Genomic DNA, 25,208 nt, shown 5'->3' with positions numbered 1-25,208 from the left:
TCTGCTCCGTCGTGTGCCGCGCAGAAGGAAGAGATGACAGTGCCGCAGCCCCTGGTGTCGCCGTTGACCCTCTCGGTGGTGACCCCGATGTACAACGAACGCGAGGCGGTCGACCACTTCGTCGCGCGCCTGCGGCCGGTCCTCGACGGTCTCGCCGTGGCCTACGAGGTCGTCGCCGTCGACGACGGCAGCAGCGACGCGACCGTCGCCCGGCTGCTGCAGCTGCGCGCCGACTGGCCCGAGCTGCGCGTGGTGTCGCTGCGCCGCAATGTCGGCCACCAGACGGCGCTCGCCGCCGGCCTGCGCTCGGCCGGCGGCGACTATGTGGTCAGCATCGACGCCGACCTGCAGGACCCGCCCGAGACGATCGGCGAGATGCTGGCCGCCGCCCGCGAGCAGGGGGTCGACGTCGTCTACGGCGTGCGCAACGACCGCAGCTCCGACACGGTCTTCAAACGGCGCACCGCCGGCATCTACTACTGGACGATGCGGCGCCTGGTCGGCTCGTGGGTGAGCGACCAGGCCGGCGACTTCCGGCTGATGAGCCGGGCCGTGGTCGACGTGCTCAACGACCTGCCCGAGCAGCGGCCCGTCTACCGCCTGGTGGTGCCGTCGCTCGGCTTCTCCTCGGCCGAGGTGACCTATGTCCGGGCCGAGCGGGTCGCCGGCGAGACCAAGTATCCGCTCAGCAAGATGATCAAGCTGACCCTGGACAGCGTCACCAGCTTCTCGGCGACGCCGCTGCGGATCGCCACGTGGCTCGGCATCCTGGCCTTCTTCCTCTGTCTCGCGCTGATTGTCAGCGGCCTGGTGGCGTGGGGCTTCGGCGCCGTCGTCCCCGGCTGGACGTCGCTGTACATCGCCGTGCTGCTGCTCGGCGGCATCCAGCTGATCTGCCTCGGCCTGCTCGGCGAGTACATCGGGCGCATCTACGCGGCCGTCCAGAAGCGGCCGCAGTACCTCGTCGCGATGGACACCGCCGATGAGACCGCCCCATCGGTGGAAGACATCGAGCTGGCCAGCCACCGATGACCATCAGCACGGCTGACCGGCCCGTGGAGGCTCCCGAACAGGCGGCGGCGCCCGGCCGCCGGCACTGGCTCTCGCCCGGCTGGCTGCCGTTCGTGGTGGCGCTGGCCGGCACGGCGGCCAGCCTTCTCTACTACGACGTCCCGGCCGGCGATCTGATCAAGTTCGCCGCCTACACGCTGCTGGCCGGCACTCTGCCCGGGACGCTGATCTGGCGCGCGCTGCGCGGCGGCGCCGGGGTCCTGGCCCTCGACGCCGCGTTCGGCACGGTCGTCGGCTTCGTCGTCGAGCTGCCGGTCTACCTGGTGGCGCGCGCGTGCGGCGTGCCGCTCGCGGTGCTCGCCTGGCCCATCCTCACGCTGGTCCTGTTCGCGGCCGTGCCCTCGCTGCGCCGGCACTGGCGCGGGACCGGCCTGCGCATGCCGGTCGGCGTCTCCTGGACGGTAGCGGCCGGGATGCTCTACTGCATGGGCCGGGCCATGGCGCTCACCTTCCGCAGCACCGCGCCGACCGACCCGCACCGGCTCTCCATGATCCTCGACTTCCCGTTCCAGTTCGCCCTGGTGGGCCTGTTCAAGAACGGCGTGCGGCTGGACATGCCGTTCGTGGACGGCGTCGGGCTCAGCTACCACTGGTACGTCTACCCGCACGGCGCCGCGGCCAGCTGGATCACCGGGATCGAACCCGAGATGCTGATCCTGCGCCTGCTCGTGGTGCCGATGATCGCGGCGTTCCTGCTGCTCCTGGTGGCCCTGGCGCACCGGCTGTCGGGTCGCTGGTGGGCGGGCGCGCTCGCGGTGGTGCTCGCACTCGCGGGCACGGCGATCTCGCCGTACGCGTGGGGCGACCGGCCGATGTACAACGGCGTCATCACCGAGCATTTCTGGCAGAGCCCCACCCAGTCGTACGCGGTGCTGCTCTGCGCCGCCGCCCTGTACGTGCTGGCCGGCCTGCTCGTCCCCGGCCGGAAGGAGCCGAACCGGCTGGTGGCCTGGGGCACGTACGCCGTGCTGACCGGCGCGATGGCCGGGGCCAAGGCGACGTTCCTGCCGGTCCTGCTGTGCGGCCTGGCGCTGGCCGTCGGGGTGCGGTTGTTGCGCACCCGCAAGCTCGGCGCCGAGGCGATCGCGCTGGCGATCACTCTGGTCTGGTTCGCCTTCGCCCAGCTCGTGCTCTACAGCGGCGGGGCGCAGGGCATGGTCGTGGACCCCTTGCAGACGGTCAAGTGGACGATCCTGGGCTGGGCAGTCTTCGGCGGCCCCCGGCCGGTCAACCACGAGGCGGCCCTGTTCGCGCTCGCCGCCACCGCCGTGCTCGCCATGGCGATCAGCTGGGCCGGCCTGGCCGCCCTCGCCCGGCGCACCTTCCGCTGGGACCCGATGGTGCACGTACTGCTCGGTATCGGGCTGTCCGGCACGGTCGCGACCTGGGTCTTCGCGCACCCCGGCCTGAGCCAGGGCTACTTCGCCCGCTCCGCCAGCCCGTTCCTGGCCGTGCTCTCCGCCGTCGGGCTCGCCGCGCTGGTGCCGGCCGGTGGGCGGGCGCCACGCTGGTTCGCCCGGCTGACCGCCGCCGCGGCCGTGCTCGGCGTCGCCGCCCTGCTCGCCGTCCAGTTCACCGCCGGCCGGCCCCGGCCGCCCGGCCCCGCGACCTGGTCGACGCTGCACGCGGTGGGTCCCTACCTGCTGCTGACCGCGGTCCTGGTCGTGCTGGCGGCGGCGCTGGCCGTCATCGGCCGGCAGACCCAGCTCGGCCGGCGGCGCACCGCCGCGGTGATGGTGGTCCCGTTCCTGACCGCCTCCATCGCCACCGGCCTGCTCGGTGCCCGCGAGCTCTGGCCGGACGCGACCGCCGGCCACGCGAACCGCTACCCGGCGACCGCGGCCGTCATGCCGGCCGGGGCGGCTGAGGCCGGGCGCTGGCTGCGTGACCACTCCGCCCCGGGCGACCGCGTGGCCACCAACAGCCACTGCCGGTTCGGCGGCAACGGCTGCGACAGCCGGGACTTCTGGCTGGCCGGCTACTCGGAGCGGCAGGTGCTGCTGGAGGGCTGGAGCTACACCGAGCCCGCCTTCGCCTCCGGCGGGCTCTGGGACTACACCCTCGCCGGCAGCCCGTTCTGGGACCCGGCCCTGCTGGCCGCGAACGACGAGATCTTCTACCACCCCACCACGGCGAACGTGGCCGCCTTCACCCGGTCGCATCACATTCGCTGGCTGGTCGCGGTCGGCACGATGCCCAACCCGGCCCGCGGGGTGAAGAACAATCTGCACGCGAACCCCAGCCTGGCGCAGTTCGCCGAGCCACGCTTCCGAGCCGGCGACATCACCGTCTACGAGGTCCGCGACAACGGCTAATTAGAGACCCATTCGGTGTCCGGGCCCGGCGCCGCGACGTCCCGGCCCGGACACCGCGACACCGCACGTCCCCACCCACAAAGTGAGCTGGCGGGATGGTGCGCCGGGCCGGCCGCGGGCCCCCGAGGGCCAAGGGTCGCCAGGTCCCGGTGGTATTGAGCGCTGATAGTGGTCCCGCTTGAGCGCGAGTTTGGGGCCCAGGCCTTGTTCGCCGGACGCAGCGCCCGTTCCGGTAGGCGGGTCTGGAGTCGGGCGCCACGGTAGCCGCCGATGAGTCCGCCAGCTCCGTGGCGACCGTCGGCCTGGAGTCGTCGCCGGTCGCGGCCGCGCTCGCCGGTCAGCGGGGCCAATGAGGCCCGCTACTTCAGCAACAAGTACGGCCACTGTCTTCACGGTCTAGCCCGCGCGCGACGCCGCGTCGACCATCGACTGGGTGAACCGCATCCTCGAGGCGAAAGGCGGCCTGGCTGGCCACCGGCAGCTTGCGGCCGGGCGAGACCCGGAAAGCGGATCCCGCCCGGCGCCCGCGCGTGGTGATCCTCCACCACCGATCCGGGTCAGTTGATGGTGAGGCTCAAGAACGCGTTGCCGACGTTCTTGCACTGGTCGTTCGTGCCGTCGTCGTGCGAGTAGTAGCCGTTGTCGGTGTAGTTGTCGTCCTCGTACCCGAGGAAGAGCGAGCCTCCGGCGGTGAGCGTATATGTATTGCCAACCAGGAAGCGGAGTTCCGTCAGGCCGCTCGTGACGCCGGGCAGGAACATGGTGCCGTGGTAAAGGCCGTTGCTCGACGACGGGTCGACGTAGCGCTTCCAGGTCTTGCCGCGCCCGCCCGTCTGCACGCAGCCGCCGGCGTTGACCGTCACGCGGTCGCCGGCATTGAACTGGATGTTGTACACCGACGACGGCTCGTTGACGACGGGTTCGTTGACGTTGCAGATGCGTGTCGACCCGGAGAAGAAGCAGCCTTCGACCAGCGACGGCGACGGCGCGGCGGCGGATGCCGCCGTACCGCTCGCCGCGACAAGTGCGGCCGCGAACAGAGCCGCCGCGAACGTCCTGCGTAAAGTGCCGATACCCATACCTGTCTCACCTCGGGGACCGCGGCGCGCCCCGTGCACGCCGATCGCCACCAGCGTGGCCGCCACCGCTGACACGGCGCTGAAGCGACGCTGAAGCCCGCGGCTAGGGTTCGATCATGGCGAAGAGCGGCGGCGAGGGTCTCCGGCCATCGCCGGACACAAACTGGTGCGGATGCGGGTGGCGGCCGCGTAGCACCCGGAAGCCACCCCGCGATCCGGGCAGACTTGCTGAACGACACCGACCCCCTGGGCCCGAAGGAGACGCTCATTCGGGCCCCGTTCTCACGAACGAAGCCATCCCGGTATCGCGTGCGTTCGGGGCGGTTCTTCACCGCGGTCGCCGGCCCTGTGTCTAGGGGATCAGGACGATCTTGCCGCGGAGGTGGCCGGACTCGAAGCGCCGGTGGGCTTCGGCCGCCTCCGCCAGCGGGAAGGTCGCCGCCACCCGGGTGCGCAGCCGGCCCTCGGCCACCGCCTCGATGAGCTGACGCAGCGCGGGGCGGTCGAGGCTCACCAGCACCAGCTCCTGGCGCACCTCGCGGGCCGGGTCGACCGGCGGGATCGGGCGGGTGCTCACCAGCACGCCACCGTCGGCGACCGCCGCCGCGGCCGGCTCGCCCATCGGCACCGCGTCGAGGACGGCCGGCGCCGGGCTCAGGCCGGCCGATCGCGGGATCGCGGCGCCGACGCCCAGGCCGCGCACCCATTCCTCGTCGTCGTACGTGGCCGAGGCCAGCACGGTGTGCCCGGCCTGTGCCGCCAGCTGGGCCGCGAAACCGCCCACGCCGCCGCTCGCCCCCGTCACCAGCACGGTGGCCGGCTCGGCCAGGGCCATGATGTCGAGCGCCCGGCGGGCCGTGAGCGCGTTGAGCGGCACGGTCGCCGCGACTACCGGGTCGAGATCGGCCGGCAACGGCACCAGCCACTCGGCGTCCGCGGCCACGAGCTCGGCGTAGCCACCGACCTTTCCCCGGGTCAGGTACCACGGGATCATCCCCGCGACCCGGTCGCCCACGGCGAGGCCGGCGACGTCGGCGCCGGCCGCGACCACCTCGCCGGCGATGTCCCAGCCGGCCAGGAAAGGCGGCGGCACCGGGCCACCGGGAATCTGCCCCACCCGCGCGGCGACGTCGGCGGGATGCACACAGACCGCGCGGACCCGCACCAGCACTTCGCCCGCGGCGGGCACGGGGTCGGGCAGCTCGACGATCTTGAGGACTTCCGGCCCGCCCAACGCGGTGACCACGGCGGCACGCATAGACGCCTCCCCTGTTACCGACATCGTACGAGCAATGTGGACAGCCGGGGGCCCGTTCAGCGCAGGTGGCTGTCGATCCCGTCGATGAACTCAGTGTCGAACCCGCCCGCGAACCGACGGCCTCTTTCTCAGATGACGGCAACGGAATGCGAAGAGCGCTCCGGGGGGTCGATTTGTTACTGCCGGAGCGGTCTTGAGCGGTTAATATTCCTCACCATCGAAATGCACGGCATTGCGTTGATCCCGCGGAATCGGCCTCCTACCCTTTGTGCCGATCAACGGGGGAGGCGATCGATGTCGATCAGCGTGCGCATTCTGGGGCCGGTGGAGCTCTGGACCGACGGCGCCGAGGTCAATCTGGGACCGGCCAAGCGGCGGGCGCTGCTCGCGGCCCTGGCCCTCGAGCGCAACCGGCCGGTGCCGCTGAGCCGCCTCACCACGCTGCTCTGGGCCGAGACCCCACCGGCCTCGGCCGTGGCGAACATCCGCAACCACATCGTCATGCTGCGCCGGGTGCTCCGGGCGCGGATCGTCTCCCGGCACCAGGCCTATCAGCTCGTCCTCAACGCGGACGAGCTGGACCTGACCGAGTTCCAGGCGCTCGCCGAGAGCGGCCGGCAGGCCATCCGGGCCGGCGACCCCGCCCGCGCCGAGCCCGAGCTGGCCGCGTCGCTGCGGCTGTGGCGCGGGCCGGCGGGAGACGGCGTCGCCCGCGGCACGGAGCTCGAGCAGCGCCTCCAGGGTCTGAATCAGCATCGGCTCCAGGTGGTCGAGGACCTGGCCGAGGTACGGCTGACGCTCGGTCACGCCGGCGATCTCGTATCTCTGCTGCGCGAACATCTCGCGGGGCACCCGCTGCGCGAGCGGGCCTGGGCGCAGCTGATGCTGGCGCTCTACCGGGCGGGCGATCTGGGCGCCGCGCTCGGGGCCTACCGTGAGGCGCACGAGGTTCTGCGCCGGCAGCTCGGGGTGGATCCGGGCGCCGAGCTGATCGCCCTGCACCAGGCGATGCTGGAACGGTCGCCGCGCCTGGGCGGCTCAGGACACCCGGGAGATCACCTCCCGCAGTAGCGTCACGCTGCGCTCGTCCGCGTTCTGGCGAATTTCGTCGTAGTCCAGATAGAGGTCGTCGTCGGCCTCGTGGTGTTTGATCCGGTAGTCGACCCAGAAATTGAGGTATCGGTACTCGGGATTGCCGGCAATCGCGGACCGGATCGCGTCGAGCAGCTTTCCGGCGTGCGGCAGCACCACGACCGACTCCTGCGGCGGCAATAGGACCCCGGCCAGCCGCAGCCCCATGAAGTCGACGTCGGTGAGCCGGCAGTCGCGCAGGTCGAAATTGGTCATCGTCGCCGGTTTCGCGCCGCGCGGCGGGTTGGAGCCGCTGAAGGTGACGTTCACCAGCGAGCCGGTGACCCGGCAGTCCGTGAAGCCGCACCCGTCGAACACCACGCTGGTCATCGCCACGCGCTCGAAGGCGCACCCCTGGAACTCCGCTCCCTCGGCGCTGATGCCGTCGAGCGCCGGGCTCTCGAACGAGCAGTTGCGCCAGGTGGTGCCGGCGCCACGGTGGCGGGCGCTGAGGACGGCGTCGGTGATGTCGGCCCCGGCGAGGTCGCAGTTGTCGAACCAGCACCGCCAGGCGCGCAGGTCGGTGAGGTCGGCCTCGCGCAGCAGGCAGTCCTCGAGGCGGGCGTCGGTCAGCCGGAGGTGCCGCAGCCGCGACCCGGTCAGGTCGACGCCGCGCAGGCGCAGTTTGCGGAATTCGGGCAGCTTCCCGGAGGCGACCTCGACGGTCATGCCGGCCGCCCGCACCGGCGTGAAGTCGGGCTCGGGCAGCGCGAAGCCGCGCAGGTCGAGCCGTCCCCCGACGGTCGGCAGGCCGAGGCCCTCCAGCGACCGCCCCCAGCGCAGCCGCCGCAGCACCTTCGCCGCGGTCCGCTGCCCGTCGGCGGACAGCCAGCGCTCTCGATGTCCCATCAACACTCCTCGGGGTGGGATGCCCGGACGGTCCGAGCATCCCACCCCACCTCGATCAGTTGGTGTTCAGGTGTATCCCGGTGCCGAAGCGGCCGGTGTAGAGCCCGACATGAGCGGCCCACTGGCCGGGGGTCGTCATGTCCCACCAGGTGTTCAGGTGCGGGTTGAAGAAGTCGGGCAGCGGCTCGGGTGGCCAGTTCCGCGCCATGAAGACCCGGGTCCTGAGGTACCGGTCGCGTGCCACCCGTTCCTTGGTGACCCGGTCGATGGCGTTGCCGCGGGCCGCCCTCGGCATCGCGGCCTGCTGGTTACGCTCCCAGCGGTTGAGCGGCACCCGTCCGGCGTCGACGTCGGCGACCGTACGGTTGAAGATCTTCTCGAGCCGGTTGGTGATCTTGGAAACGTAGTAGCGGTTCTCGAGCCGGGTGAGGAACCCGACCCGGCCGTAGGCGAACCCGGCGCCGGCGCCGATCGCCCCGCCGAGGACCGCGCCGGTGGCGGTCGCCGTCGCGAGGCCGGTCCACGAGCACTCGGTGCAGGTCAGACCGTAGTCGGCCGCGCCGCCCGCGGCTCCGGACCCGAGGCCGACGATCGCCTGCGAGGCCCAGCCGGGCAACGCCCGCGGCAGCGCGCCCGCGATGCCCTGCCCGACGCCGGCGGTGAGCCCGCCGACGATGCCGCCGACCACCCCGGCCTGCACGAACGCGCCCGGCGAGCAGGCGCCCTCCTCGCCCTGCGCGCAGCTGATGCCCTGCCCGGCGAGACCGCCGCCGGCGCCGGCGGCGATCCCGCACAGGATCAGGCCCGCGCCCTCGGTGGCGACACCGAGGGCCAGGCAGCCGGCGAAGATGCCCACACCGGCCGCGATGGATCCGAGGGTCGCCAGCCAGTCGTGGCCGGTCATCTCGATGTTGCTGATCGGGTTGCCGCCGGCGAAGCCGTACCGGCCGCCGGCCAGGCCGGAGTCGGCGTCCGCGCCGTTGTAGGCGTCCCGGCTCAGGAACTGGTTGATGTTCGGGTTGTAGGTGCGGAACCCCATGTCGAGGTTGCCGGTGCTGACCGCGATCCGGGCCGAGTTGAACCGGTAGCTGTTGTACGCGAACGTCAGCCCGTCCTTGTCGGCGCCGGTGGTACGGGTCTTGTCGTTGGCGCCGTAGGCGGTGTAGCCGTACGTGGCCGTGGTCGCGCCGGACGCGTTGGTCAGCGCCTCCACGTCCTGGTGCGGGTTGTACGTGTAGTAGCTGGTCTGGTCGGTCGGCGGCGGGGAGGCCATGAAGCTGTCGCGCAGGGCCAGCCGCTCACCGAACGGGCCGTAGTCGTACGTCTTGGTGCCGGTGCCGCCCGAGTTGTAGAGCCGCTTCTCGTTGGCGACCGTGTCGGTGGTGCCCAGGTAGTCGAAGCTCTCCTGGCCGATCTCGGCGCCGCCGATGCTGGTCGTGGTGGTGACCGCCCGGTTGAGCGAGTCGTACGTGGAGGTGTCGGTCTTGGCCTGGCCGTCGCTGGTGGTGCTGGACTGCGACGTGACGTTGTCGAAGCCGTCGTAGCTGTACTTCTGCTCGGCGCCGAGGTTGGTGCCGAGGACCGCCAGGTTGGAGACCGCGATCAGCCGGCCCAGCGTGTCGTACTGGTAGCCGCCCTTCGCCGGCGAGTTCGAGATGCCCAGTGAGGACGAGACCCGGCCGCGGTCGTAGTCGAAGAACACGTCCGCGCCGTCGATGGTCTGCCGGATGATGTCGCCGGCGCTGTCGTACTCGTACGCCTGGTTGTTCTTGCCGTCGGAGTTGGTGACCTTCGTGACCTGGTTGTTCGGGCTGTACTCGCGGTCGACGGTCCGGCCGAGGGCGCTGTGGTCGTCGGCGCTCTGCAGCGAGGTGACGTCCCTGGTGACGTTGTTGTTGGGGTCGTAGGACATCAGGTGCGAGGACACCGTGGCCCCGCCGGACGTCTGCTCGGCCATCGAGGCCAGCGATCCGTCCAGGTTGTACGCGTAGGTGACCTTGTTGCCGTTGCCCTTGGTCTGCGTCTCGCGCTGGCCGGCCGGGGTGTACGTGAACTTGGTCGTGATGCCCGGGTCGGTGCTGCCCTTCTTGTTGACCACCTGGGTGAGCACGTTGCGGCTGTCGTACGCGTAGGTGTTGGTGTCGGTGTCGTTGGCCTGGGTCAGCAGGTTGCTCGCGGCGTCGTAGCCGTAGGTGAGCGTGTGCTTGACCGCGTCGCCGAGCTTCTCCAGCAGCTGGGTCGGCCGGCCGAGTTGGTCGAAGGTGGCCGGGTAGTGGTCGAACTGGGCGTTCGGCGAGGTGTCGTTGACGTCGATGCGGTTGCCGTTGGCGTCGTACGTGTAGGCGGCGGTGGTCGGCAGCGGCTGGCTGTCACCGGCGTTGTCCCGCACCACCCGCACGGCATCGGCCGCGATCGGCGCGCCGTTGGGCTTCAGGACGACGTTCTGCCCGGTGCCCGCCTTGAGCGCCCACAGCCCGTTGTTGGCCGGGTTGGTGACCCGCACCCACGTCCCGGCGTTCTTGGACTGGTCGATGTAGACCGGAGCGCCGCCGTTGACCGAGTACTGGGCGGCCGGGTTCGCCCCGTCCCGCGCCGGGTACCAGACGTAGACCGCGTAGTTGCCGTCCTGCGGGATCGTCAGGTTCCAGGAGAAGTCCCCGCCGCTGCCCGGGTTCGTCCAGTAGGTCGAGCCCTGGAAGCCCGCGCCCCTGGGACCCGCCTCCCAGTTGAGCCCGGCCGACGTGTTGGCCGCGTCGGCGGTGAGGATCTGCGACTGCCAGCCGTTGGGCACCCCGCTGTCGCGATAGGACGCCAGCTTCCCGTCCGGGTAGTAGTCCCAGGACATCTGCCGGGACGCGGTGCCGTCGGCGGCCGTGAGCTTGCGCGAGGTCTGCAGGCCCAGCGGGTTGTAGTCGTAGTCGGTGGCGATGCCGAACGGGTCGGCGGACCGCTTGATCCAGCCGTTGTCGAAGTACGAGTACGTCGAGGTGGTGGCGGTCTGCGGCAGCCCCACGACCCGGGTGATCTGGCTGATCTTCGAAACCCGGCCCGCGGCGTCGTACGTGTAGTCGGTCTCCGGCTTGTTGTCCGAGCCGTACGTGGAGTCGTGGGCGGCGGCCGGGTCGTACGCCCCGAAGAGCTTGGAGCGCCGGTCGTTCGCGTCGTACTCCGCCGTGATGGTGTTCGCGTTCGCGACCCCGGAGGCGACACCCCTGGGCGAGATCACGCTGGTGTTGTTGCCGACCTGGTCGAACTTGTACTGGGTGGTGTTGTAGACGACCGAGGTCCCTTGCCGGATGTGCGGCACCTGGACCTGGGTGACCAGGCCGTTGGCGTCCAGCGAGGTGAACGAGGTGGCCCCGTTCTGGTCGGTGCTGGTGAGCACCAGCCCGTCCGCGTCGTAGGTGACCCCGGTGGTCCGCCCCTGCGCGTCGGTGGTGCTGATCTGCCGGTGGTCGAGGTCGTACCCGGCCTTGGTGACGTTCTTCAGCGGGTCGGTGAAGCTGACCTTGTTGCCGACGTCGTCGTAGCCGGTGACCGTCCTTCCGCCGAGCGCGTCGGTGACGGTGGTCGGCTGGTCGGCCGCGTCGTACCCGACGGTCGAGGTGTACGAGCCGGCGGCCGCGCCGGGCACGTTGCCGTTCGGCTCGGTGGTGCTGAGCCGGTTGCCGACCGCGTCGTAGGCGAAGGTGATGGCCCGGGCCGCCGCCGTGGCGCTGTCGGCCGGCAGCGTGGTGGATCTGGTCCGGTCGGCCGCGTCGTACACCGCGGTGCTGATCGCGCCGTTGGCCGCCGTCGACCGGGTGACGTTGTCGTTGGCGTCGTAGGCCGGCGCCGGCGTGCTGACGTAGACGCCGCCCGCCTGGTCCTTGGGGACCTTGGAGTCCAGCGGGCGCAGGAAAACGTCGTAGTTCTGGCTCGCGGCGCTGCCGAGCGGATCGGTCACCGACACCACCTCGCCGCGCGGCCCGTAGGCCATGCGGGTGATGCTGCCGGACGGGTCGGTGACCGAGCGCGGCTGCCCGCTGGGCTCGTAGACCGTCACCGGGATGGGCAGGTAGTAGCTGTAGTTGGTGGTGTGGTTGTTCGCGTCGGTGACGCCCAGCAGGCTGCCGTACGAGTCGTACGTGTACGTCGTCGTGAAGCCCGCACCCGCGGCCGTGCCGTTCGGGGCCTGGGCGGTGAGCATGTTGCCGTAAGCGTCGTAGGTGTAGTGCCACTTCCGGCCGGCCGCCGACACCTCGTCGACGAGGTCGGCGACGTGCCCGGCGAGGGCGAACCGGTAGGCGTACCGGGCGGTGCCGGCGCCGGCCGCGTCGGTCACGCTGATCGGATATCCGGTGTCCTGGTCGTAGGTCCAGGTCGTCTTCGCGCCGTTGTTCTCGGTCAGCGTGGCGACGTTGTTGTCGCCGTCCCACGTCACCGCTGTCTTCTGGTTCAGCGGGTTGACCTGCTGGATCATGCGACCGGCGCCGTCGATCTGGAACACGTAGGCGTGCCCGTTGGCGTCGGTCACCGTGGTCTGCTGCGTGGCGCCGGTCACCGTTCCCGGCTCCAGGTAGGAGAACTGCGTGGACTTGCCGAGCCGGTCGGTCACCGACTGGGTCAGCCACTTGTACGCCGAGGACGGCGGGTAGTAGGCGATCCGGCTGGTGTTGCCGCGGGGATCGGTGGCCGCGACCAGCTTGACGTTCTTCATGCCCTGGGTCGCGTCGTAGGTGAACTTGAAGGTCTTGGCGGCCGGGTCGCCGGCGCCGTCCACGAGCCGGCCGAGCAGGCCCTGGACGGTGTAGTAGAAGTTCACCGTCCGGCCCGAGATGTCGCTGACCGACTTGACGTGGTCGATGATCTGCGGGTCGGTCAGGTTGGTGGCCGCGACGAGGTTGCCGGCGCCGTCGACGTACGAGTAGGCATCGCCCTTGGCGTAGTAGGTCACCGTCAGCGTCTGCCGCGAGACCGGGTCGGTGATGTAGGTCAGGAACTCGGTCGGCTTGTTCTGCGACTGCCGCGACGAGTACGTGTAGTCCGCCTCGTTGCCGTTGGCGTCGACCTGCGCGGTCGGGTAGCCGTCGCAGTCGTAGAAGTAGACCGTCCGGTCCGGCCGGGTCATCGACCAGGCGCGGGCGTTCTCCGTCTTGGGCTGGCAGTCCACGAGCTGCTGCAGGTACAGGTGGACGCCCGGCGGCGCCTTCCATTGGCTCGAGGTGGCGTCCCAGGTCCACTTGTGCGCGTTGCCCGTCCCGTCGACCATGACCACCTCGGTCGGGTGCGGGTTGGGGTGGAACTCCATCGGCTGCCCGACCCGGATCGGCGCGGACGCCTCCATCGACCAGCCGAAGCCGGTGTTGGTGTCGAAGGTGGACAGTGAGTTGTAGCTCAGCCGCAGCAGCGTGGTGAAGCCGCGGGACGGGTTGGCGAACAGGTCGTAGTTCCAGACCGTGTTGCCGGACGAGATGTTCGTGTAGAGCGCCGCGCCCGATCCGGCCGGCGTCGTCGTGTACTGGTAGAAGTCCTCCAGCCCGAGCTGGTTGTTGCCGGTCGCGTCGACGCTCACCTGCTGCTGCAGCGACCCGGCGCCGGAGGCCACGGTCGAGAGGTACGTCGCCGTGGTGGTGTCGAGCATGTCCCAGGCGAGCGCGTAGCCCTCGGTCTCGTTGCCGCTGGTCGCGGCGGGCGCGGTCACCTGGGCGTTCAGGGTCACGGTGCCGCCGGGTGCGAGGTCGGACGGCAGCGCCGTACGGGCCTGGTTGCCCGATCCGGTGATGTCGGTGCCGTCCGGCAGCGTCCAGTGGTAGGTCAGGACCTCACGGCCGGCCGCCCACGTCGTACCCGTGGTGTTGTTGATCGTCACGGGCGTCGTGACTGTCGTGCCGGCCACGACCCGGGTGGGCGTCGAGGGCGCGTAGTAGGTCGCCTCGGCCGAGCGGTCCAGGTAGCTGACGACCAGCTGCGGGGCCAGCCGCGGCTCGGCGGTCTTCGGCCCGGCGAAGACCGTGCGCTCCTGCGGCGACGAAGCCGTCTCGCCCCGCAGCTTCACCATCAGGCCGTGGTTCGAGCCGGCGGCGCCGAGCCAGCCCTGCACGATGGACGTGGCGTCGAGCGTCTGCCGGTTCGGGTCGTTGGTGAGCCCCGAGACGGTGCCGGCCGCGGCGGCGGAGAAGTCGCCGCCGGCGGTGGTCCAGCCCGTGCCGGTCGCCGCGCTGTTCCAGGTGGCCTGCGTGCCGGTGAACGAGCGGGTCAGGCCGTGCAGCTCGTAGACCGCGCCCGTGCTCGTCGTGGTGGTCTGCTCCTGCCACAGCTTCAGGTGCGCGTCGACGATCCGGGAGCCGGCCGGGACCTGGCCGATCTGGCCGAAGTCGAACACCGACCGGGTGACGCCGTAGGTGGACGAGTTGTCGCCCACCGAGACCCACGGCTGCGCCACGCCGCCGTCGGTCAGGGAGTTCAGCACCGCGGCCGGCTGGCTGGACGACAGCGTGGTCGCGGCCGTCGCCGGGAGCAGAATCGTCGTGCGGCCCGCCTTCGGCAGGCGCACCAGCTGGGTCGGCCCGGCGATGAGCTTGCCGCCCTTGGTCTTGACGACCGTCATGTAGTAGTACGCGTTGCCGTACGGGTCGGTGCTGTCCGCCGGGGTGGGCACCGCGGTGGAGTCGGCGAAGCTCGTGGTCGTCGCCGCGACCGGGGACACCAGCGTGCCGGCGCCGGGGGTGAACGTCTGGAAGACGCTGCGGTGCACCTGGTACTCGGCGATGTCGTTGGCCTGGTCGCCGGTGCCGTTGGCGTACGCGGGCCAGGACAGCTCGGCGCCGGTCGCGTGAATCACCGTCGGCGCGTTCACCGAGACACCGGGAACCCCGTAGTTGACGATCAGCTTGGGGTAGGTGACGACCTCGCCGCCGTACGCGTAGATCGATCCCTCGAATCGGGGACCGCCCTGGTTGAGCGTCGACTCGCTGGTGGCCTTGAGGACGAATCCGTTGTTCGGGCTGCCGTTCACCCAGGACTGCACCGCCGAGGTGACCGGGAAGTCGACCCAGGCGCCCAGCGTGTTGGCCTTCTTGGTGGCGGTTCCGGCCACCGGGCCGCCGATCGCGTTGGCGTTGCTCCAGGTCGCGGTCGCGGGACTCCAGGCGGCGTTGGCCTGTAGCGCCTGCATCGCGACGGCGGTGCTGCCGGTGGTGAACGTCTGGTCGTAGTACAGCTGCAGGTTGGCCGACGAGACGGTGGTCCCGGCCGGGACCGCCGGCAGCGGGAACTTGATGAGGGTGCGCGCCGCGCCGGTGGCGGTCGTGCCCACCGACAGCCGCCAGGAGGTGCTGTAGTTCGTCGTCGGGCCGTCGGCCAGGATCATCGTGTTGGCCGCGGTGGACGGCGTCGGCGCGACCACGATGGTCGGGTCGATGGTCGCCGGGTAGGCCCGCTTCTTGTCGGCCAGCCACGCGGCGTCCGGCGTCACGGTGACGCGTACGGTTCCGGCCGTCGCGTCGAAGGTCATCGCCTGCGTGACCTTCGAGCTGTACACCTTGCCGTAGGGCGAGCTCGCGTCGGCCTTCGTGTCCGACATGTACGGGGCCGGGATGGTGAACACCGGCGCGCCGGACTCCCCGGCCCGGAACTCGATGGCCCCGCCGGACACCTGCTTCGGGGTCAGGCCGCCGCCCACGGTCATCGTGTAGGCGTAGGTCTGTCCCGCCGCCGGCGGCCCGGACAGGACGATCGACTCCTTGACGCCTTCCGGGCCGACCTGGTAGCGCAGGTCGGTGCCCGGATAGGCGTCCGGATAGGAGACGGCCGAACCGGTCGTCCGCGGCGCCTTCGCGCCGGCACCGTCCGCGCTGACCTGCAGGAACGCCGAGCCCTGCTCGATGCGAACGAGCGCTTCCGGCGCGAAGTACGCCCGGAACGAGTTGCCCTCGGCACCGGCCGTGAACCCGCCGTGCGAGACCGGTCGCACGGTGGAGTCGATCGGCTGCCAGGCGCCCTTGGCGTCGCGGTAGTGCACCGGCAGCGCGGAGACCTCCTGCTGCACGCTGCCGTCGGACATCTTGTAGGACGAGGTGGTGGCGGTGCGCCGGTCGGTCAGCTCCCGGACCCGCTTGGCCTTCGGATCACGCTGGAGCAGCGGCGTGCCGCCCTTGGCGGCGGGCTTGCGGTAGTCCGCCGTCGTGGACTTCGGCGCCTTGGCGGGCTTCCATCCGCCGTTGCCGCGCGGCTGGACGTCCACACCGGAGCCCCCGCGCGGCGCGGCGGCCGCCACGTCGGGCTGCGAGAGCACGCCCGCGACCAGCACCGGCGCCAATAAAAGCGACATCCATCGATGTATCCGGGCATGAGGATACCGTCGAGCCATCACGCGACCTCCGTGTCGACAAAGCCCCCGCGTCACACGTGACGCGCCCGCGCCGTAGGGCGGGCAGCACAGACCGTAGAGGGGCGAGATACTCTCGGAGATATCGCGGACATATATTCCGGTCGATGCCGGAGGTCAGGTGCGCAGTGCCGCCGCGGGCATGAAGGCGGCCGCGTGGTCCCGGGCGAAGCCGGCGATGTCGCGCGCCGGGCGGCCGGTGATCTCCCGGACGTCGTCCGTCGCGTGGCCGAAGCCGCCCGCGCGGATGACGCCGAAGACGCCGGCCAGGTGCGCGGCCAGCCAGTCCGGCAGGCCCGCGCTCTCGAACCGCGGCCGGGCCTGTTCGGCGGTCAGGTCGGCGAAGCGGACCGGATGCCCGGTCGCGCTCTCCAGCGCCGTCGCGACCTCCGCGAAGGTGATCGGTGCGGGACCGGTGAGCTCGTACGTCCGGCCGGCGTGCCCGTCGGTCAGGAGCGTGACGGCGGCGACCGCGGCGACGTCACGAATGTCGATCATCGCGACCCGCAGGCCCGAGGTCGGCGCGTGCAGCGTGCCGGTTCGCGCGACGCCCTCGGCCACCATCAGGAGGTTGGTCATGAAGAACGCGGGCCGCAGGATCACCGCCGGCGGACCCGACCGGCGCAGGCGATCCTCGATCTCGCCGTGCCAGCGATAGGCGGGCAGCGCCGACGCCGGATCGGCGTGCATCGCGGAGAGCTTCACGAGCCGTTCGACGCCCCGCTCGGCGGCGGCGTCGATCACCGCGGTCTCGTGAGCGACCTTGCGGGGGCCGTCGGCGGCGCAGAGATACACACGGTCCACGCCGTCGAGGGCGCGCCGCAGCGACCCGGGGTCGTCGAAGTCGCCCGGGGCGAGCTCGACGTCCCCGAGCAGGGTTGCGGCGGCGCCGGGGGCACGGACGAAGGCACGGACCGGTCGCGGCGCGGGCCTGCAGCTCGCGGACGACGTGGACGCCGACGGCGCCCGTGGCGCCGGTGACGAGGACTCGGGTCATGAGGTTGCCTCTCGGTCGGGGGCCGGTGGGATGTTGTGGCCCGTGCGGAAGAAGTTGGCCGGGTCCCAGGCCCGCTTGACCGCGGTCAGGCGGGCGTAGTTCGCGGCCGTGAACGCGCTGCGCGTCCGGGTGTGATCGGTGAGCAGGTTGAGGAAGGAGCCGCCGGTCGCGTACGGGCGCACCCGCGCGACGAGGCGGTCGAGGGTCGTGTCGGCGGCGGTGCGGTCGGGCGAAAGGTAGGCGGCGACGGCCATGACGGAGAACGGCACGTCGCGGTGCCCAGCGGGGCCGGCGTCCGGGCCGGGGCGGGACATCGCGCCGCCCCAGTGCCGCAGCTCGACGAACGCGAGCGGGGAGTCGGCGGCGCCCGCCTCGACGATCGCGTCCAGCACGTCGTCCGGCAGGGCGCGGAACAGCTCGACCTCCTGGCGGTTGGCCATCGGCGGCGCGTCCGGACCGTTGGTGGCGTCGCCCGCGTCCGGGAACGAGCGCATCCCGAACGCGTCGAGCAGCGGCGGCCCGGCCGCCGCCACCAGCGGGGCGAGGACGCGGCGGCCGTCGTCGCCGCGATGGAACGCCCGGATGGCCAGAACCCGCTTGCCCCGTAGCTCCTCGGGGTAGAGCGGCGACGGCGGGAGGCGGATCAGCAGTACCGCCGTGTTCATCGCCTCGGGCTCGCCGGCGGCCCATTCCCGGTAGGCGGAGAGCACGTCGAACGCGCGCTCCACCGGGTACAGCGACATGCCGCCGTACACCCGGTCCACCGGGTAGAGCCGAAACTCCAGCGACGTGACGACGCCGAAGTTCCCGCCGCCGCCGCGCAGCGCCCAGAACAGGTCCGGATGCTCTCGCGCGGTCGCGGTCACCGCGTTCCCGTCCGCCGTGACGACGTCGGCACGGACGACGCTGTCGGCGGCGAAGCCGAAGGTCCGCGACAGCCACGACTGGCCGCCGCCGAGCGTGTAGCCCGTCACCCCGACCGTGCTGCAGCGGCCCGCGAGACCGGCCAGGCCGTGCCGGGCGGCGGCGCGGTTCACGTCGGCCCACACCGCGCCCGGGCCGACCCGGGCGATCCGCCGCCGCGGGTCGATCTCGACGCCGGTCAGCGCGGTCGTCTTGAGCAGCAGGGCGCCGTCGGCCGGCGCCACGAGGCCGTGGCCGGTCGCCTGCACCGCGAGGGGCAGCCCGAGCTCCCGGGCCGTCCGCACCGCGGTCCGGACGTCGGCGGCGGTCGTCGCCGCGGCGACGAGCGCCGGGCGGGAGTCGATGGTCCGGTTCCAGCCGAGCCGGTGCTCGTCGTAGCCCGGCTCGCCGGGCTTCAACAGGGTCGTCATGCCCCAGAAGCTAGGAGGCGCCCGCTGCGTTGTGGATGTGGTTCCGCTGTGGTCCTAGATTGAGCGGTGTGGTCGTGCGGGTGCTCGGGACGGCCGGGGTCGATTCCCCGGCCGGCCCCGCGCCGCGGCTGGAGCGCAAGGCGCGCGAGCTGCTGAGCATCCTGACCGTACGGGCGCCGTCCGCCGTCACCCTCGACGAGCTGGGCCTGCTGCTCTGGGACGATCCGCCGCCCTCGGCGGTCAAGACCGTGCGCGCCCACCTGTCCCGCGTCCGCGCCGCGCTACGGGCCGCCGAGCCCGGCGCCGGCCTCGAGCGGGTCGGCCGCGACGGCTACCGCCTCGCGCTCGAGCCCGAGCGCACCGACATCGGCCTCGTCGCCGCCGCCCGCGCGCGGGCCCGCCGGCTGCCTCCCGACGAGGCCGCCGCCGTGCTGGCCGAGGCTCGCGAGCTGTGGCGAGCCGACCCCGAGCTGCCGGGCACCGTCGCGGCCGAGGCGCTGCGGCAGGGCTGGCACCGCGAGCGGCGGCTCCTCGTGCAGGAGCACCTCGGCTGCCTCGCGGCCGGCAGCGACCCGGGCGCGGCCCTGGCCGAGCTCGAGCAGCTGACCGCCGCCGATCCGCTCGACGAGCCGCTGTGGGTCCTCTACGTGCGCGCCCTGCACCGGGCCGGACGGCAGACCGAGGCGCTGCGGGCCGCGGCCACCGCCCGGGCCGCGCTCGTCGACGTCGGCCTCGACCCGTCCGCCGCGCTGCACGAGGCACAGGCCGAGGTGCTGCGCCCGGCCCCGCCGTCGAGGGCAGCGCCCGCGGTGACCGTCGACTTCCTGCGGCAGCGCCACCCGGAGTGATGCCGGCGCCGGCCCGGGGCCGGCGCCGGCAGTCCTCCGATCAGAGCGACACGCGGTGGATCCGCCCGTCGACGCCGCGCAGCACGACCACCGCCGACCCGTCAGGGCCGGGCTCGGTGCCGAGCGCACCCTGGATCTCGTCGGTGGCGAACTCCCCGCGCTGGAACCATCCGCCCCAGGCGCCGTCGACGAAGTTGCGCTGCCACAGCCGGTTGTCGGCCGCGACCGCGAACATGTAGATCCGCCCCTCGGTGCCGAGGAGCGTCGGACTCCCGCTCAGCGTGCCGCCGAGGTTCTGCCATGACGACCAGGCGCCGCCCGAGAAGACCCGCTCCCAGATCTCGTCGGTGCGGTACCGCACGGTCACGTGGACCGCGCCGGATCCGTCGACGGCCGCGCTGGGCCGGCCCAGGACACCGCGCCCGTTCGGGCCGCCGATGCTGGTCCAGCGGCCATCGGCGCCGCGCGCCTGGACGAGACCGTCGGTGCCCCGGGCGAAGACCCACTCGCCGGCCGCGGTGGGCTCGGACGCCACCTTGCCGCCGAGGTCCGACCAAGCGCCCCAGCGCCCGCCGTCGAAGGCCCGATTCCAGATCCGGTTGTCGGTGCCGCGGGCGAAGACGTCGATCCGGCCGTCCGGGGCCGCAAACGCCGCCGGCTGCCCCAGAATCCGCCGTCCCAGGCTCCGCCACGCGCCGTCCGCGTACTCCCGCAGCGTGCCGTCGTTGCCTCGGGCGAAGACCCGCCCACCGGCCGCCGCCGGCGCGTCCGAAGCCGGACCGAGGTCCGTGCCGGCCACGTCGTCCGTGCCGGTGAGGCCGAGCATCGCCACGCCGTGCGCCGGAACCGTGGCAGTGTAGGAGCCGGTGAAGCTGCCCGCGTCGGCACGGGCCCACAGATCCCTTACCCGGACCGTCCCGCCGAGCGCCACGCTGTCGAACGCCACCGTGATCTGCTGGGCTGTGTCGCCACGATTGAGCAGGGCGACCGCGCGCCGCCCGTACCCATCAAGGGTCTTGCTCCACACCTGGCCGGTCGCCGACGTGTCGGCGACCTTGACGCCCTGCCGAACCAGCGGATCCTGGTCCACCGCAATGATTTCCGGGTTACCCAGCTGGGCGATCATCGACGCCCGCAGCGTGCGTGGGTCGGAGCCGAGCACGAGCGGCGCCGCCATCATCGCCCACATACCCAGCTGGGTCTTCGATTCCTCGAAGGTCAGCTCGGTGCCACCGCCGGGCAGCGGACGCATCGGCAGCAGGTAGTCCGGGTCGCTGAAGTGCCCGGGTTGCGTGGCGGCCGGGTGGTAGGCGTTGACGTCCATGTTGCGCAGCACCCACAGCCATTGCCACTGCGGCTGCGTGTCGAGCACGCCGACGTCGGTGTAACTGCGCCACGACGTGGCAACCTCCGGCGCGTACGTGTAGCTCCAGGTCGACAGCGCCTCCGGCGGGTAGGGCCCGCCGCCCCAGTCGCTGGAGACCGGGTTGCAGATGTTCAGGACCATCGGCCGCGGCGACCTGTCGACCTCGGCCGCGAGCTGCCGGTAGGTGGTCTCCGGGTCGAGCCCCGACACCCGCCCGCAGAGCCAGTCGGCCTTGAGCGCGTCGAAGCCCCAGCGGGCGAACTGCTGCACGTCGTCGCGGAAGTGCCCGTAGCTGCCGAGCCCGCAGTTGCCCTCGAGGTAGGGCCCGGCGTCGGTGTAGATGCCCGCCTGGAACCCGCGGGCGTGCAGGTACCGGGTCAGCGACGCCATTCCGGACGGGAACCGCGCCGGGTCGGCGACCAGTTCGCCGCGCGCGTTGCGGGGCGTGGGCGCGGCCCAGTTCCCGTCGATCCAGATGATCCGGTAACCGGCGTCGCGCAGGCCGTTGCGGGCCATGGTGTCGGCGATCGCCTTGACCTCGGCCTCGGTCGGGTCGCCGCCGAGCCCGTAGTAGGTGTTCCAGCCCATGTACGGGGTTTCCGGCGTTTTCGCGGACGCCACCGCGGGCGCCGCTGCGGGCGCCGCGAGGAGAGGAATGATCAGAAGAGCAAGAGCAGCGGTACGGAGGAAGCGCACAGTCACCTCTCTTGAAGGAGCCTGCTGATCTGTTCGCGCTGGGCCGGGTCGGCCAGCGCCGCGCCGAGCGCGACCACGCGCGCGCCGGCGGAGAGAAAGGCGGGCGCGTCGCCCACGGTGAGCCCACCGGTGGCGACGAACCGCGCGTCGGGGAACGGCCCCAGCATCGCCGAAATCCACTTCGGACCGAGCGCGGACGCCGGGAAGGCCTTGAGCCACCGGCATCCGGCCAGCCAGGCCCGCTGCACCTCGGTCGCGGTTCCCACGCCCGGCAGATGCGGCATCTCCGCGGCCGAGCTCGCCTCGAGCACGCCGAGGTCCAGACCGGGCGCCACGGTGTACTGCGCGCCCGCATCGGCGGCCGCCCGCACCTGTTCCGGGGTGATGACGGTGCCGGCGCCGACCCGCAGGCCGCGCTCCCGAGCGGCGTCCGCGGCGGCCCGCAGCGACGGGAGCTGCTCCGGGTGGCCGATCGGGATCTCCAGCACGGTGACCCCGGCATCCCAGAGCCGCCCGGCCACCGACACCGTTTCGGCCGGCGGCAGCCCGCGCAGGATCGCCATGACGGCCGTTCCGCCGAAGATGTCGTCGAAAGTCATGCGGCACTCACCCTCAATCGCCATTCGCAGACGCCGGACGGCGGCACCACGGCAGCGTCGCCGGGGCCGGCGTCGGCGAGGTCGAAGACCCGGCCGAGCATGGGTTCGACGCCGATGCTGCGGTAGGGGCTTTCCGGAGGCCAGCCGCCCAGGTTTCGCCAGAGCGCCACCGAAACGGGCTGCCCGGGGGCCTCCAGCGAGAAGGTCAGGCGCTCGCCGTCGGCCACGGTGACGGCCGGGCAGTCGACCAGGATCGCGCCGACCGCCGTGCCGTCGTCCGGCCCGAGCTGGGCCAGGGGTGTCGGCCACGCCGCGACCGCGCCGCCGTCGATCCGGGCCGACGTGCCGGCCGGCGCCTTCAGGACGGCCGACGGCGAGAGGTCGAGCAGCGCGTGCGCGGCCCAGACGAACCGGTAGCCCGGCTCGGCCTCGAGACGATAGGTGGCGGTGTCCTCGTCCCACGTGCGGGACAGCCGGAAGTCGCCGCAATCCACGCCCGCCGAAGTCCACGGGCGGGACCAGGCGGCGCCGTGGTCGGGAACGCCGCGCACCGTCGGGATGCACTCCTCGAGGCCGCCGGCGTCCACGAACGGGTCGCCCGGGCGTACGGCGAAGCGATCCGGCGACGGGCGGCGCCACAGCCACTCGCGCCCGCCGGCACGCAGCGAGGTCCATCGGCCGCCGTGGGCCTGGTCGAAAGAGACGGTCACCATTCGGCGAACGATCCGTCGTCGTGCCGCCAGACCGGGTTGCGCCAGGCGTGTTCCGAGGCCCGCCGCACGGCCTGCTCGTCGATGGTGATGCCCAGCCCCGGCGCGTCGTTGCGGGCGATGTGCCCGTCGACGATCCGCAGCGGCGCCGGGTCGGCCACGTAGTCGAGCAGGTCGGCGCTGCCGCGGTGGTAGTGGATGCCCATGCTCTGCTCCTGGATCAGGAAGTTGGGCGTGGCGAACGCGACCTGGAGGCTGGCGGCGAGGGCGATCGGGCCGAGCGGGCAGTGCGGCGCGAACAGCGCCCCGTACGTCTCGGCGAGCGACGCGATCCGGCGCACCTCGGAGATGCCGCCCGCGTGCGAGAGGTCGGGCTGCACCACGGCCACCCCGGCCTGAAGGGCGGGCAGGAAGCCGGCCCGGTCGTAGAGCCGCTCCCCGGTGGCGACCGGGAAGGGGACGCTGCGCACGAGGTCGCCGAGCAGATGGGTCTGCTCGGGCACCAGCGGCTCCTCGACGAGCAGCGGGCGCAGCGGCGCGACGGCCGGCAGGATGATCCGGGCGGCCGGGAGGCTGGCCCGGCCGTGCATGTCGATCGCCACGTCGCGGTGGTCGCCGAGCGCCGCGCGGGCGGCGGCGACCCGCTCGACGATCGCGTCGACCTCGGCGGGGGTGGGCACCGGCGAGAGCCGGCCGCTGGCGTTCATCTTGACCGCGGTCATGCCGGCCTCGACGTGGGCGGTGACCCCGTCGGCGATCTCGGACGGGTCGTCCCCGCCGACCCAGGCGTAGACCCGGGCGCGGTCGCGCAGCGGGCCGCCGAGCAGGGCGTGCACCGGCGCCCCGTACGCCTTCCCGGCGATGTCCCACAGCGCCTGGTCGATGCCGGCGACGGCGCTGGAGAGCACCGGCCCGCCGCGGTAGAAGCCGCCCTTGGTGAGGACCTGCCAGTGGTGCTCGATGCGCAGCGGGTCCTCACCGATCAGGTACTCGGCGAGCACGTCGACCGCGGCCCGCACCACCTCGGCGCGGCCCTCCACGACCGGCTCGCCCCAGCCCACGAGGCCCTCGTCGGTCTGCACGCGGCAGAACAGCCAGCGCGGCGGCACCAGGAAGGTCTCAATTCTTTCGATCTTCACGAAGCGTCCCTTCCAGCCGGGCCACGTCCTCGATGGCCTGGTCGAGCAGCTTGCCCATGGCCCGGGCGGCCTGGGTGGGGTTGCGTCTGCGGATCGCCTCGACCACGGCTTTGTGGCTGGGCACCGGGTCGTTGGGGCCGGCCGCGCCGTGCACCATCCGGTCGCGCTCGGCCAGACCGGTCTCGATCACCACCTCCATGCGCTGGACCAGTTCGTTGTGGGTCGCGGCGAGCAGCGCGCGGTGGAAGGCGAGGTCGGCGGCGACCGCGGCGGCCGCGTCGTCCCCGGCCGCGGTCATGTCGGCGAGCGCGGCGTCGAGCGCGGCGAGGTCGTCGCCGGTGGCGCGGGCGGCGGCGAGGCTGGCCGCGCCGGGCTCGACGATCGTGCGCAGCTCGTGCAGGTCGTCGAAGAGGCCGGGCCGTTGCGAGCGGGCGAACTGCCAGCGCAGCACCTCGGGGTCGAGCAGACTCCACGCCGCTCGCGGGCGCACGAACGTGCCCCGCTTGGGCCGGGCGTCGACCATGCCCTTCGCGGCCAGCACCCGCAGCGCCTCGCGCAGCACGGTGAGGCTCACGTCGAACTCGGTCTGCAGCGCGATCAGGTCGAGGGTATGCCCCTCGGGGAGCTGGCCGGTGAGAATCCGCTGAGCGAGGACCTCCACCGTCTGACCGTGCACGCCACGCGCCGCGAACTGCTGCATCCCGCTCTCTCTTTTCCGTTGCAGGGTCATGCGGACGACTTCACGGCCGTCCAGCCGCCGTCGACGACCAGGCTCGCGCCGGTCACGAAGGCGGCCTCGGGCGAGGCCAGGAACGCCACCGCCGCGGCCACCTCGTCGGGGGTGCCGAAGCGGCCGGCCACGGTCTCGGCGATACTGCGGGCACGGTCCATCTCGGACACCCGATCCCACGCGGCCGTCATGATCGGGCCGGGCAGGACGGTGTTGACCCGCAGCGCCGGACCGTACTCGACGGCGAGCTGGCGGGCCAGGGCCACCAGGCCACCCTTCGCCGCCGCGTAGGCGGGATGCCCGGGCAGCCCGACCAGCGCGTGCACCGAGGAGACCACGACCACGCTGCCCTCGCTCTTTTCCAGATCGGGCAACAGCGCGCGTACGCCGAGGAACGTGCCGGTCAGGTTGACCGCGATCTGCCGCTCCCAGGAGGCCGGCGTCATCTCGCCCGCGGGCGTGACATCCACCGTGTACGCGTTGCTCACCAGCACGCCGACCGGGCCGAACTCTTCACGCGCAGTAGTGGCGACGGTGGCCCAGTCGTCCTCCCGCGAAACGTCCGCGACCACGACCGAAGCGCGCCCGCCGGATGACGCGATCCGAGCGGCCACCGACGACGCGGGCCGCACGTCGGCGAGCACCACCGCGGCGCCCTCGGAGGCCAGTCGCACGGCGGTGGCCGCCCCGATGCCCGAAGCGGCCCCGGTCACGACAG

General features: G+C 72.2%; 15 protein-coding genes and 1 pseudogene. 4 read left to right on the top strand and 12 right to left on the bottom strand.

Going from position 1 to position 25,208, the window contains the following annotated elements:
- The first annotated feature begins 33 nt into the window (after positions 1–33).
- Together ACIA5D_RS07545 and ACIA5D_RS07540 are read left to right on the top strand one after the other, a co-directional pair.
- Complete coding sequence (locus ACIA5D_RS07545) at positions 34–1,032, top strand: glycosyltransferase family 2 protein (RefSeq protein WP_396029030.1); 999 nt, start codon at positions 34–36, stop codon at positions 1,030–1,032.
- Positions 1,029–3,386, top strand: coding sequence for a hypothetical protein (locus ACIA5D_RS07540; protein ID WP_396029029.1), 2,358 nt, complete (start codon positions 1,029–1,031; stop codon positions 3,384–3,386). The genes ACIA5D_RS07545 and ACIA5D_RS07540 overlap by 4 nt, the downstream gene beginning before the upstream one ends.
- Positions 3,387–3,943: 557 nt before the next feature.
- Here the strand turns inward: ACIA5D_RS07540 and ACIA5D_RS07535 are convergent.
- Positions 3,944–4,531, bottom strand: coding sequence for a hypothetical protein (locus ACIA5D_RS07535; protein WP_396029028.1), 588 nt, complete (start codon positions 4,529–4,531; stop codon positions 3,944–3,946).
- A gap of 286 nt (positions 4,532–4,817) precedes the next feature.
- Positions 4,818–5,723, bottom strand: a complete 906-nt coding sequence (locus ACIA5D_RS07530; RefSeq protein ID WP_396029027.1) for an NADP-dependent oxidoreductase — start codon at positions 5,721–5,723, stop codon at positions 4,818–4,820.
- A 294-nt stretch (positions 5,724–6,017) separates the two neighbouring features.
- On the opposite strand from ACIA5D_RS07530, the gene ACIA5D_RS07525 reads away from it, so the two are divergent.
- Positions 6,018–6,794 (top strand): BTAD domain-containing putative transcriptional regulator, encoded by a 777-nt coding sequence (locus ACIA5D_RS07525; RefSeq protein ID WP_396029026.1) that lies wholly within the window; start codon positions 6,018–6,020, stop codon positions 6,792–6,794.
- Here the strand turns inward: ACIA5D_RS07525 and ACIA5D_RS07520 are convergent.
- From ACIA5D_RS07520 to ACIA5D_RS07505, 4 genes and pseudogenes are all read right to left on the bottom strand, one after another.
- Positions 6,762–7,703, bottom strand: a complete 942-nt coding sequence (locus ACIA5D_RS07520; RefSeq protein ID WP_396029025.1) for a pentapeptide repeat-containing protein — start codon at positions 7,701–7,703, stop codon at positions 6,762–6,764. The genes ACIA5D_RS07525 and ACIA5D_RS07520 overlap by 33 nt on opposite strands.
- Before the next feature lie 55 nt (positions 7,704–7,758).
- On the bottom strand, positions 7,759–16,014 hold the full coding sequence (locus ACIA5D_RS07515) for a DNRLRE domain-containing protein (RefSeq protein WP_396029024.1): 8,256 nt from the start codon (positions 16,012–16,014) through the stop codon (positions 7,759–7,761).
- Positions 16,015–16,188: 174 nt separating this feature from the next.
- Positions 16,189–16,977 (bottom strand): annotated as a pseudogene (locus tag ACIA5D_RS07510) (NmrA family NAD(P)-binding protein); the annotation flags it as partial.
- An 87-nt stretch (positions 16,978–17,064) separates the two neighbouring features.
- On the bottom strand, positions 17,065–18,402 hold the full coding sequence (locus ACIA5D_RS07505) for an FAD-binding oxidoreductase (RefSeq protein ID WP_396029023.1): 1,338 nt from the start codon (positions 18,400–18,402) through the stop codon (positions 17,065–17,067).
- A 68-nt stretch (positions 18,403–18,470) separates the two neighbouring features.
- Here ACIA5D_RS07505 and ACIA5D_RS07500 point away from each other — a divergent pair, with 68 nt between their 5' ends.
- Positions 18,471–19,250, top strand: coding sequence for a BTAD domain-containing putative transcriptional regulator (locus ACIA5D_RS07500; protein WP_396029493.1), 780 nt, complete (start codon positions 18,471–18,473; stop codon positions 19,248–19,250).
- Between the two features lie 40 nt (positions 19,251–19,290).
- Here the strand turns inward: ACIA5D_RS07500 and ACIA5D_RS07495 are convergent, their stop codons facing one another.
- The 6 genes from ACIA5D_RS07495 to ACIA5D_RS07470 are packed head-to-tail and all read right to left on the bottom strand — an operon-like array spanning position 19,291 to position 25,203.
- A complete protein-coding gene (locus tag ACIA5D_RS07495; protein WP_396029022.1) occupies positions 19,291–21,312 on the bottom strand; it encodes a glycoside hydrolase family 27 protein in 2,022 nt (673 codons plus the stop codon).
- Positions 21,313–21,314: 2 nt separating this feature from the next.
- Positions 21,315–21,911 (bottom strand): bifunctional 4-hydroxy-2-oxoglutarate aldolase/2-dehydro-3-deoxy-phosphogluconate aldolase, encoded by a 597-nt coding sequence (locus tag ACIA5D_RS07490; protein ID WP_396029021.1) that lies wholly within the window; start codon positions 21,909–21,911, stop codon positions 21,315–21,317.
- Positions 21,908–22,624, bottom strand: a complete 717-nt coding sequence (locus ACIA5D_RS07485) for a hypothetical protein (protein WP_396029020.1) — start codon at positions 22,622–22,624, stop codon at positions 21,908–21,910. The genes ACIA5D_RS07490 and ACIA5D_RS07485 overlap by 4 nt, the downstream gene beginning before the upstream one ends.
- The gene (gene dgoD, locus ACIA5D_RS07480; RefSeq protein WP_396029019.1) at positions 22,618–23,760 is read right to left on the bottom strand and encodes a galactonate dehydratase; all 1,143 of its coding nucleotides are present in this window, start codon (positions 23,758–23,760) and stop codon (positions 22,618–22,620) included. Before dgoD ends, ACIA5D_RS07485 begins: the two co-directional genes overlap by 7 nt.
- Positions 23,741–24,490, bottom strand: coding sequence for a FadR/GntR family transcriptional regulator (locus ACIA5D_RS07475; RefSeq protein ID WP_396029018.1), 750 nt, complete (start codon positions 24,488–24,490; stop codon positions 23,741–23,743). Before ACIA5D_RS07475 ends, dgoD begins: the two co-directional genes overlap by 20 nt.
- On the bottom strand, positions 24,487–25,203 hold the full coding sequence (locus ACIA5D_RS07470; RefSeq protein ID WP_396029017.1) for an SDR family NAD(P)-dependent oxidoreductase: 717 nt from the start codon (positions 25,201–25,203) through the stop codon (positions 24,487–24,489). Before ACIA5D_RS07470 ends, ACIA5D_RS07475 begins: the two co-directional genes overlap by 4 nt.
- Positions 25,204–25,208 lie beyond the last annotated feature (5 nt).

The organism is Actinoplanes sp. NPDC051513 (genome assembly GCF_044454685.1).
Lineage (GTDB): Bacteria > Actinomycetota > Actinomycetes > Mycobacteriales > Micromonosporaceae > Actinoplanes.
This window is presented reverse-complemented; position numbering and strand designations above follow the sequence as displayed.

Excerpts from the sequence above, each read along its gene's own strand:
- ACIA5D_RS07485 (WP_396029020.1), bottom strand. The coding sequence starts at position 22,624 with ATGGTGACCGTCTCTTTCGACCAGGCCCACGGCGGCCGATGGACCTCG.
- ACIA5D_RS07530 (WP_396029027.1), bottom strand. The coding sequence starts at position 5,723 with ATGCGTGCCGCCGTGGTCACCGCGTTGGGCGGGCCGGAAGTCCTCAAG.
- ACIA5D_RS07545 (WP_396029030.1), top strand. The coding sequence starts at position 34 with ATGACAGTGCCGCAGCCCCTGGTGTCGCCGTTGACCCTCTCGGTGGTG.
- ACIA5D_RS07520 (WP_396029025.1), bottom strand. The coding sequence starts at position 7,703 with ATGGGACATCGAGAGCGCTGGCTGTCCGCCGACGGGCAGCGGACCGCG.
- ACIA5D_RS07505 (WP_396029023.1), bottom strand. The coding sequence starts at position 18,402 with ATGACGACCCTGTTGAAGCCCGGCGAGCCGGGCTACGACGAGCACCGG.
- ACIA5D_RS07540 (WP_396029029.1), top strand. The coding sequence starts at position 1,029 with ATGACCATCAGCACGGCTGACCGGCCCGTGGAGGCTCCCGAACAGGCG.
- ACIA5D_RS07490 (WP_396029021.1), bottom strand. The coding sequence starts at position 21,911 with ATGACTTTCGACGACATCTTCGGCGGAACGGCCGTCATGGCGATCCTG.
- ACIA5D_RS07525 (WP_396029026.1), top strand. The coding sequence starts at position 6,018 with ATGTCGATCAGCGTGCGCATTCTGGGGCCGGTGGAGCTCTGGACCGAC.
- ACIA5D_RS07515 (WP_396029024.1), bottom strand. The coding sequence starts at position 16,014 with ATGTCGCTTTTATTGGCGCCGGTGCTGGTCGCGGGCGTGCTCTCGCAG.
- ACIA5D_RS07475 (WP_396029018.1), bottom strand. The coding sequence starts at position 24,490 with ATGACCCTGCAACGGAAAAGAGAGAGCGGGATGCAGCAGTTCGCGGCG.